Consider the following 10,110-nt stretch of genomic DNA (forward strand, 5'->3'; position numbering starts at 1 on the left):
ACAGCTGCAAATCTGCGCCACATTCGAATAAGTGTGGGAGCGGGCTTGCTCGCGATCGACGGTGGGTCAGTCAATAAATCAGTGGCAGAACCGCCGCCATCGGGAGCAAGCCCCCTCCCACAGTTGAACTGCGACAGCTGCAAAATTCTGCGCCACATTCCAATAAGTGTGGGAGCGGGCTTGCTCGCGATGACGGTGGGTCAGTCAATAAATCAGTAGCCGAACCGCCGCCATCGGGAGCAAGCCCCCTCCCACAGTTGAACTGCGCCACATGCCGCTAAAGGCTGGGCTGCTCAAGGCCCACTATATTCTCAGGCGCGGCGTCCAACTCCAGCATCAACCCGCTCAAGCGTTTGACCTTGCGCCGCACGGCCTCTTCGAACACGCCGCCGCGCGGCTCGATCAGGCTGAACCAGCGTTTGGCGCGGGTGATGCCGGTGTAGATCAGCTCTTTGGTCAGCACCGGGTTCAGCGCATCCGGCAATATCAGCGCGGTGTGGGTGAACTCTGAGCCCTGGGATTTGTGCACGGTCATGGCGTACACGGTTTCCACATCGTTCAGACGGCTTGGCAGCACAAAGCGTACGCCGCCCTGGCCATCGTTGCGTGGGAAAGCCACGCGCAGCACCAGCGGGCCGCCATCGCTCTCGGGCAATTTGAGGGCGATACCGATGTCACCATTCATTAAGCCCAGCCCGTAATCGTTGCGGGTCATCAGCACCGGGCGGCCTTCGTACCAGTGTTCGTCGCCTTCGATCAGCCGCACTTTGCGCAGGGCGGCGGTGATGCGCAGGTTCAAACCTTCCACGCCCCACGGGCCTTTGCGCACGGCGCAGAGCAGCTGGAACGCGTCAAACGCTTGCAGCAGGTGTTGCGCCCAGAGGGTCCAGGCGGGGTTTTCACGCGGGGTATCGGCTGCCGGGCGCGCGCTTTGCAGCAGGGTGAGGTAATAGCGATAGCCTTGGGCGCCGTCGCCCTGCCCGTCCAGCACCAAGCGCTCCAGGGCAGTGTCGTGTTCGCCCTTGAGGCTGACACAAAACAGGTCAGCATGACTGCGAGCGGCCAACAGCGCGCGCGCTTCTTCGGCATTTTGCTGGTTGACCCAGCGTGCCAACTGGCCGATGCCACTGCCTTCACCAAAACGCCGCGAGTAGCGCAGCATCACCACTTGCTGAGCCAGCGGATGGCTGCCGTCGAGGTCTTCCTGCAGGCCGCTGGCGCCGAGGTCTTCGCCGCTGACCGCTTGCAGCCACTGGCGCGTATCGGCGCTGTACCAGCCGGCCTCGGCGTCGCGGCACAAATCGCCGAGTACGGCGCCGGCCTCTACCGAGGCAAGCTGGTCCTTGTCGCCAAGTAATACCAGGCGCGCGTGGGGCGGCAAGGCGTCCAGCAGGTTGGCCATCATTTCCAGGTCGATCATCGAGGCTTCGTCCACCACCAGCACGTCCAGTGGCAACGGGTTAGCCAAGTGATGACGAAAGTGCCGGGTGCCGGGGCGACTGCCGAGCAGGCGATGAACCGTGGTGACCTGCGTCGGGATTTTTTCGCGCACGTTGTCCGGTACGTTCAGCGACAGCACTTGCTGGCTGATCGATTCGGTCAGGCGCGCGGCGGCTTTACCGGTCGGCGCAGCCAGGCGGATGCGCAACGGGCTGCCAGCTTCCACGGCGGGCGCCTGCAACAGTGCAAGCAGGCGCACCACGGTGGTGGTTTTGCCGGTGCCGGGGCCGCCCGTGACGATGCTGAATGCACCGCGAGTGGCCAGGGCGCAGGCGAGTTTTTGCCAGTCGATAACACCATCGGGCGGCGCTTGGTCGAACAAACGGTTGAGGCGTTGCGGCAAATCGGCGGCCACGCTTTCCCGGGTAGCCAGGCGCAGGCGCAACGCTGTGTCGATGCGCCGCTCGTAGGCCCAGTAACGGCGCAAATACAGGCGCTTACCGCACAGCACCAGGGGCCGACTTTGGGCAGCGTCACTGCCATCGACAGCCCGCGCGACCAAACGACTGGACGCCAGCGCGTGGCACCATTCGGCGCCGTCCAGGCCCTCGAGCAATTGCGAAGGCAGCAGCATGGCGCCGGTTTGCTGGTCGCCCTCGGGCGGCAGCGACAAGGCAAAATCCGGCGCCTTGAGGGTTTCGAACAGGTCGAGGCATACGTGGCCGTGGCCCAGTTGGTGGCTGGTCAGCGCTGCCGCCAGCAACACCAAAGGGTCCGCGTGTGGATCAAGTTCGTGCAAAAAGCCGACGAAGGCTTTGTCCAGGGCACGCAACCAGCCGCGATCAACCCAGCGCTCCAGCAACTGCACCAAGTCGGCAGCACGACTGAGCGGCAGCAGGTCCTCAAGCGGTAAAGGCGACAGGCTCATAACAGCACTCCTTGTTCCCAGGCGGGCTCGACCTTGGGCGGTATTGGCTTGCCCTGGAACAGCAGGTCCAGGCCTTCGATCAATTCGCGGGGCGGCCGGGTGAAATACGCGCCGTGGGTGGCCGACTGGGTACCGCGCAAGAACAGGTACAGCGCACCGCCGACGTGCTGGTCGTAGTCGTAATCCGGCAGGCGTGCCTTGAGCTGGCGGTGCAAGGCCAGCAGGTAAAGCACGTATTGCAGGTCGTACCGATGCTCCAGGATCGACAGTTCCATGGCGTCATGGGTGTAGGCCAAATCGTCAGGGCCGAGCCAGTTGGATTTGTAGTCGGCCACGTAATAACGGCCGTCGTGTTCGAAGGTCAGGTCGATAAAGCCCTTGAACATCCCGTTGAGCAACACCGGTTCGGCGGCAACCCGCGAGACGCCATTATGCGTGAACTGGCACACCAATTTGTCGAGGGCGAGCACGTCGACTTTGTGGCTGGCGAACCAGAATTCCATTTCGATCTGGTACTGCTGCAAGCTGCTCAGGGTGATGCGGTGGTTATCCACGGGCAGCGGCGTTTGCAACACATGCCCCAGCCAGCCACTGAGGGTGACGATCCAACCTTGCCAGTTACGGCGGTTGCAGCGCGCGCCCACAGCCTTTTCGATGGCCTCGGGTGTAACGTTGAAACCCTCCTCGCCCGCCCACTCCAACAGGCCGTGGAGGAAGGTGCCGGGGTTGGGACCGCGTGGGAAACGGTGAATATCGCCGCCGGACGCAGCCACTTCGCGCGGTGCGTCGGGGTCGAGGCGCTCGTCATCAAACAGCTTCTGGGCCTGTGGGCTTTCCGGTGCTTCCAGGCTGGCCGCGCTCATGCTGTCGCCAATGCGCAGCGCGCTGTAGGAGGCGATCCACCAGTTTTCGGCGGCCTTGCGCTTGGGCAGCAATGGCGCGAGCAAGGCGGCCTCGTTGCGTGGCGGGTAAAAAACCAGGTCTTGCGCTTCGGGCACGCAGGCGTAGTGGATGGCCGGGCAGCCTGCCTGCAAATCCAGCAGCCAGCGCGCCAAGCCCGCGGACTCGCCCAACGACGCGCCGCCGCCGAGCAGATACCCCAACGCGGACAGGTGCAACACGGAGCGGCTGTTATTGCCACGTTTGAGGTCGGCAATGCCAAGCCAGCAGGCGTGTTTGGCGCGGGTCAGTGCGACGTAGAACAAACGCAGGTCTTCGGCCAGGCGCTCATCATCGGCCTGAGCGATCAATTCGTCGGTCGGCCGCAGGCTGACGTGGGACTTGCCCTGTTCATCATGGTAGTGAAGGGGCAATCGGCTGCCGTCTACCGGCTTGGCCGAGCAGATGAAGGGCAGAAACACCAGGTCATATTCCAGGCCTTTGGACTTGTGGATGGTCACCACCTTGACCAGTTGCTCATCGCTTTCAAGGCGCAGAATCTGCTCTTCACCGGCTTGCGCCGACGACGCCAGGTGCTCGGCCAAATGACGGATCAACGCTTGTTCGCCATCCAGTTCCGAAGCCGCCTGTTGCAGCAATTCGCTGAGGTGCAACAGGTTGGTCAACACGCGTTCGCCGTCGCTGCGCGCGATCAGGGTTTGCGGCAGTTTGAAATCGTGCAGCAGCCGACGCAGCATCGGCAGCACGCCTTGGGTACGCCAAATCGCGCGGTAGCCACGGAACTGCATCACGCGGGTTTCCCACGCGAGTTCGTCCAGGTTCAGACGCTCCAGTTCAAGCAGTGGCAGGTTCAGGGTGACGCATGCCAGCGCGGCGCGCAGCGGGCGTTCTACATCAGGTTCGGCGCAGGCCTTGAGCCAGGCAAAAAGGTCATGCGCTTCCTGGGCGGCGAAGACTGAATCTTTATCGGACAGGTATACGCTGCGCACGCCACGCGCGGCCAATTCGCCGCGCACCGCTTGCGCCTCCTTGCCGTCGCGCACCAGAATCGCGATGTTTGACGGCAGCACGCCTTCCAAGTGCTGGTCCTTTACAAAACCGGCCGTGCCTCGCTGTCCGCCATTGAGCAGCTCGACGATCTGCGTGGCGCAGGCCGCCGCCAGTTGCTGACGATACACCGCGTTGGAAATCGGCTGATCGGTGGGCAGGTGCCAGAGGTTCATCGCCGGCAACGTCTGGCCATCGACCTGCAGGTGCTCCTTGCGGCCTTGCGATAACACTGGGTGGAACGGCACCGGGTTATCGCCCGTCGGCTCGCGGAACAGGAATGCGCCACGGCCTGTTTCGGCACGCTGGAACACATGGTTCACCGCCTCGACCATCGCATGGCTGGAGCGGTAGTTAGTGCCTAACGTGTGGTGGCGGCCAGTGGTTGATTGGCGCGCACGCAGGTAGGTGTAGATGTCGGCACCGCGGAAGGCATAGATCGCCTGCTTCGGGTCGCCGATCAGGAACAGGCCGCTGTCCGTGTGGTTTTCTTCGATGCGGTAGATGCTGTCGAAGATGCTGTACTGCACCGGGTCGGTGTCCTGGAATTCATCGATCAGGGCCACCGGGAACTGCTCGCGAATCACACTGGCAAGGCGTTCACCGCCGTCTGCCTGCAGCGCCGCATTCAGGCGGATCAGCATGTCGTCGAAGCCCATTTCGGCACGTCGGCGTTTTTCTTCTTCAAACCGTTTACCCACCCAATCGGCCGCATGTTGCAACACGGCGGCATCGGGGGTTGGCAACGCGTCCAGGCTGGCTTTGAGGCTGGCCATCGCGTCGATGCCCGGGTGATGCGGCGGGTCGCCCTTCCAGGCTTCGGCCATGCCATCGGGCGTGAGGCGGCTGAAGCCGGTGCCGATGTCGAGTTGTTCGAGGGTGTCATCCGCGGCCCAGTCGCTGATTTTTTCGAACCAGGGCTCGAAGTAACGCGCCTGCATCTTGCGACCGTCGACGGCTTTGGCGGCGACGGCTTGCAGGCAGATGTCACGCAGTTCGACAGCCCATTGCTGCCAGGGCGCCTTGAGGTTTACCAATGCTTCACGGCGTTCTTGCAGGCACGCATTGATCAGCTCGGCGGGCTCGCGCGCATCAAGCGCCGGCCGTTCGCTGCCGAACAGCGCACGCACGCGCGGCATCAGCGCAGCGGGGCCGCTCCAGTTGTTGCGCACCCAGTTGAGCGCGTCGTCGTGCATCGGGTAGCAGAACAGCCGCCAGTAATCGCGCAGTACTTCGCCAAGCAGGTCGCTGTGATCAGTTTCCAGGGTTTGGGTGAACAGGCTGCCGCTGTCGAATGCGTGTTCGCGCAGCATCCGTTGGCACCAACTGTGGATGGTCGAGACGGCGGCTTCGTCCATCCATTGCGCGGCGATGTCGAGGCGGTTGGCACACGCGGGCCATTGTTCTGGCGGGTATTGATCGCGCAGCTCAGCGATCAGCGCGTCAGGTTGCCCGATTTCATCGCGAAAGAACCGCGCGGCTTCGGCCAGGCGGATGCGGATGCGTTCGCGCAGCTCTTTGGTGGCGGCATCGGTGAAGGTCACCACGAGGATTTGCGGCGGCAACAGTTCGCGGTCAAAGCCGGTTTCTGCGCCACCGTGGCCGAGTACCAGGCGCAGGTACAGGGCGGAAATGGTGAAGGTTTTGCCGGTGCCGGCGCTGGCTTCAATCAGCTGGCTGCCTTTTAGCGGGAAAGCCAGGGCCAAAGGTTTGCTGCTCATGCGCTGGCCTCCTCGCTGCTGAGTGATCGCCATGGCGCGTTGATCAGCGGGCGATACAGGGTTTCGCACCAGCCTTCGAATTCTTCGCTGGCCACCAGCGCAGCGTAGTCGGGGAACTGTCGGGTAAGTGGCGGGGTTTCGCGGCGTTCGCCATCAGTGGTCAGGCCGTCGCCTTCGTAGGCTTTACTCGCGGCAGCCTGGGCCTTGGCGGGGTCGGTTTGGCCGAGCCAGGCAAAGGCTGTTTTGACCGCCACCGGCAGCGGTTTGCGCATGCCGAGTTGCCAGGCCAACAGCAGGTTACCGAGTATTTCCTGGGCGGCGGTTTTTTCCAACGGTGCCAGTAGCAAAGTATCGTCGCTCGCGACCAAACCGGTACTCAGCGGCAAACCGCACGCGCAGGCCACCACGTGATTGACCCAGGGACGAATCAGCCGATGCCATTTGCGCGTCTTGATCGAACCGATGCTGTTGGGGATGGTGGTCACGCTTAACAAGCCGCCATCACTGCGCCGATGCAGGCCGCCGACCCAGCCTTCCAAGTGAATACCGTGGTGCTCAAAATTGATCGGTTCGGCCGCCGTTTGTGGCGTGGGCCAGAGCGCCAGTAATTGTTGGTAACGGTGCACTAGATCGGGCAATGGCTCGACCAATTCGTTGCGCAGGCATTCGCCGAAACCGACCATGGGCAGCAAGCCGCTGCCTTGCAGGCGCAGGGCCTGAGCATGCAGGGCCTGGTCGACATGATCCGGTTGGCTGAGTGCGGCGTTGAGTAAGCTATCGCTGAGGCTGTAGCGTTGCAGCGCGTCGAGCACGAACGGTTCTTCATCGGCCAGCGGTACTTCGGCGGCTTCAAAGAACACTTTCAGACGCTGGCTGAAGAAGTGTTTAACCGGGTTACGCAGGAAGTCCTGCAATTGGCCGAGGCTCAGCGGTTCATCTTGTTGATGCGCCGGCAATTCTTCCTGGTTCAAGAGGCCGCCGGGCGTTTGGTGCAGCAACTGCCATTCGCGGGCGTAGCTGAACAGCGCGTCACCTTCGTGAAAGTAGCGCGCGCTGAAAGGCTGGAGCGGGTGCTCCTGGGTCATCGCATCGATTAGCGCTGTGTCTGGTTGTGCGCTGTGCCAGCCGCTGGCGATATGGTCACGCAATTGGCCGATCAAAACCGAGGCCGGGCGCTCGCTGTTGTCGCGAATGCTGCGGCCCACCCAACTGATATAGAGTTGGTCGCGGGCTGACAGCAGCGCCTCAAGCAGCAGGTAGCGGTCGTCTTCACGGCGTGAACGGTCGCCGGGGCGGTAGTCGCTGCCCATCAAGTCAAAGTCCAGCGGCGGTTGGGCACGCGGGTAGTCACCGTCGTTCATGCCGAGCAGGCAAACCAGCTTGAACGGGATCGCACGCATGGGCATCAGCGTGCAAAAATTGACCGCCCCGGCGAGGAAACGCTGGGACAGGCGGCCTTGGTCCAGGCCGGCTAACCACGCTTCACGGACTACGGTAAGCGGTAACTCGTCCTGCAGGCCGACGGACTCACACGTTTCCAGCCAATCTTCTCTGAGCTGTTCGAGCTGGCTCAGCAGGTAGTCGTCGTGTTCGCTGCTCGCGAGGAAGAACAACTGCATCAAGCGTTGCAGGCGCTCGCCCCATTCCTGTGGCGCGGCCGGTTGTGACAAGGCGTGATGGGCGTCGTTCAGCGCATCGAGCAACGCAACCAGCGGGCCAATCAAGGCGGCGTCGAGGCCACCTATTTCGTCGTAAGGCTCTATACCGTCACACGCGACGCCGGTGCCGACTGCGTAACCCAAGAGCATGCGGCGCAGGCCGAATCGCCAACTGTTTTGTTCCAGCTCTTTCGGTAAACCCAAGCCCGCACGTTGCTCGGCGTTGAGGCCCCAGCGGATGCCGGCGCCTTCGATCCAGCGATGCAGTGTGGGCAGGTCGCGTTCTTTGATGGCGAAACGTTCACGCAGGGCCGGAACGTCGAGCAGGTCGAGAATTTCGCTGACCGGGAAGCGGCTGTCGGGCAGCTTTAGCAGATGCTCGACGGCGATCAGCAGTGGGTCGCGGCCACGCTGGCCTTGGTCGGTCAGGGTGAACGGGATGAAGCGTGGCTCGTTTCGCTCAAGCTGTCCGAACACGGCGCGGATGTGCGGCGCGTAGCTGTCAACGTCAGGCACCATGACGATGATGTCGCGGGGGCGCAGCGCAGGGTCCGCACTGAAGCGTTGCAGCAACTGGTCGTGGAGTATTTCTACTTCACGTTGTGCGCTATGGGCGATGTGGAAGCGAATCGACGTATCGCGTTGCAGGTCGACAGCGGGCCAAAACTCACGAGTTTCATTGAGGGGGCGCAGCTCGAGAATATCGTTTTGCAACTGGTTGAGCAGCGTGGTGGGTTCGCTGTCACTGAACAGGTCGATTCGACCATCACTAAACGCTGCGCGGTAGCTGTTGGGATCGTCATAACTGTCGAGCAGGCTGATGTAGTCACGGCCCTGTTTACCCCAGGCGGCCAACAGCGGGTGAGCATGCTGATGCAGGGTTTGCGGGTCGATGGTGACGGGCATGCCAGCCTTGCGCGCTTGGCGTTTGTACTCGTTACGCAGCAGGTCTTTGTCGGCGACAATGTCGGACCAGTGGTGACGGCAAGGGTTGTGCACACACAGCAGCACTTGGCTGAAGCGTGCCAGGCCGGCGAGTGCTTCCAGTGCCTGGGCGGACAAGGATGAAATGCCGAAAACGATCACGCGGGAAGGCAAGCCCGCAGGCGCTTGCTCAAGCGTATTGATGCGTTCGATAAAGCGCTGGTGAACGCCGGCGCGACTTTCGGCCATGCCTTCTTCACCCACATCCAAAAGAAGTGCGCGCCAGAGCTCAGCCTGCCAGCAGTTCGCGGGGTTCAGCGGCTTGGATTCGCCCCGCCCGTTGCGCAGTTGGTGGCGGCCAGCGGCCCAATCTTCCAGCCAATCGGCACGGTATACCTGGTATTGGTCGAACAAGTCAGCCAAACGCTCGGCGAGTTGGTAGCGTTTACGCAGGTCAGTGTCGTGGGTGAGGAAACGTTGCAGCGGCTCAAAGTGCGGTTGGTCGATGAGCTGGGGTAGCAGGCGCATCAGGCGCCACGTCAGTGGGGCTTTATCGAGCAGGGACTTGGGCGGGATTTGGTCACGGCCCAAGACCATACGATAGAGCTGCCACATAAAGCTGCCGGGAAGTTGCACATCGATTGCCGCAGCAATGCCGCAGCCACCCATATCATCTGCTTCCGGGTCTTCGGCCAAGGCTAACTTGAGCCATTGGGCGATGCCGTTGCTTTGTACCAGAGCGATTTCATTTTCCAGGGGCGCGAGCGGATAACGCCGCATCCAACTGACGACCAGGCTGCGCAGCTCATCCAGGCGGTTGCCGTGAACCACCATGAATCCAGCACTGAGGGACGTCGCATACGGCATAACGGCTTCCTTGGGAAAACCAAAATCGAGGGATCGACTTTAGCATTGAAGGCGGCGTGGGCGGTCTTGGGATGAAAGAACTGTGCACATTTGTCTCGTGCGCTGCGGTGGGCCAAGCAAGCTGCACAGGTTTCCGACCGCCCAAAACAAAACCCCTGTTTGCGTTAGCAAACAGGGGTTCTGGAATTTAATCTTGACGATGACCTACTCTCACATGGGGAAACCCCACACTACCATCGGCGATGCATCGTTTCACTACTGAGTTCGGGATGGGATCAGGTGGTTCCAATGCTCTATGGTCGTCAAGAAATTCGGGTACTGAGTCGTGGCCTGATGGCCTCGCTTCAGCAAATTGGGTATGTGATAGCTTTCGGTGTTTTGTGAGATCGAACTTTCGGTTCTATCGTCTTCACACACCGCAATCTGGTGCTCGTCAGAGCAAGCAAATTGCTTGGGTGTTATATGGTCAAGCCTCACGGGCAATTAGTATTGGTTAGCTCAACGCCTCACAGCGCTTACACACCCAACCTATCAACGTCGTAGTCTTCGAACGGCCCTTTAGGGAACTCAAGGTTCCAGTGAGATCTCATCTTGAGGCTAGTTTCCCGCTTAGATGCTTTCAGCG

Annotated in this window: 3 protein-coding genes and 2 rRNA genes; all 5 read right to left on the reverse strand. The window is 61.6% G+C overall.

The genetic code is table 11. From position 1 onward, the window contains the following. Positions 1-277: 277 nt before the first annotated feature. Positions 278-2,368, reverse strand: coding sequence for an exodeoxyribonuclease V subunit alpha (recD, locus tag F0169_RS19560; protein WP_152747382.1), 2,091 nt, complete (start codon positions 2,366-2,368; stop codon positions 278-280). Then, positions 2,365-6,036, reverse strand: a complete 3,672-nt coding sequence (recB, locus tag F0169_RS19565) for an exodeoxyribonuclease V subunit beta (RefSeq protein ID WP_152747383.1) — start codon at positions 6,034-6,036, stop codon at positions 2,365-2,367. The genes recD and recB overlap by 4 nt, the downstream gene beginning before the upstream one ends. Next, positions 6,033-9,485: an exodeoxyribonuclease V subunit gamma gene (gene recC, locus F0169_RS19570; protein ID WP_152747384.1), complete on the reverse strand. Its 3,453-nt coding sequence runs from the start codon at positions 9,483-9,485 to the stop codon at positions 6,033-6,035. The genes recB and recC overlap by 4 nt, the downstream gene beginning before the upstream one ends. Before the next feature lie 191 nt (positions 9,486-9,676). Next, a 5S ribosomal RNA gene (gene rrf, locus F0169_RS19575) occupies positions 9,677-9,792 on the reverse strand. A gap of 155 nt (positions 9,793-9,947) precedes the next feature. After that, a 23S ribosomal RNA gene (locus F0169_RS19580) occupies positions 9,948-10,110 on the reverse strand; the annotation flags it as partial.

Origin of the sequence: Pseudomonas kitaguniensis (assembly GCF_009296165.1) — a bacterium.
Lineage (GTDB): Bacteria > Pseudomonadota > Gammaproteobacteria > Pseudomonadales > Pseudomonadaceae > Aquipseudomonas > Aquipseudomonas kitaguniensis.

What these genes read in the sequence shown, in the direction of transcription:
- recD (WP_152747382.1), bottom strand. Translation starts at nt 2,368, where the DNA reads ATGAGCCTGTCGCCTTTACCGCTTGAGGACCTGCTGCCGCTCAGTCGT.
- recB (WP_152747383.1), bottom strand. Translation starts at nt 6,036, where the DNA reads ATGAGCAGCAAACCTTTGGCCCTGGCTTTCCCGCTAAAAGGCAGCCAG.
- recC (WP_152747384.1), bottom strand. Translation starts at nt 9,485, where the DNA reads ATGCCGTATGCGACGTCCCTCAGTGCTGGATTCATGGTGGTTCACGGC.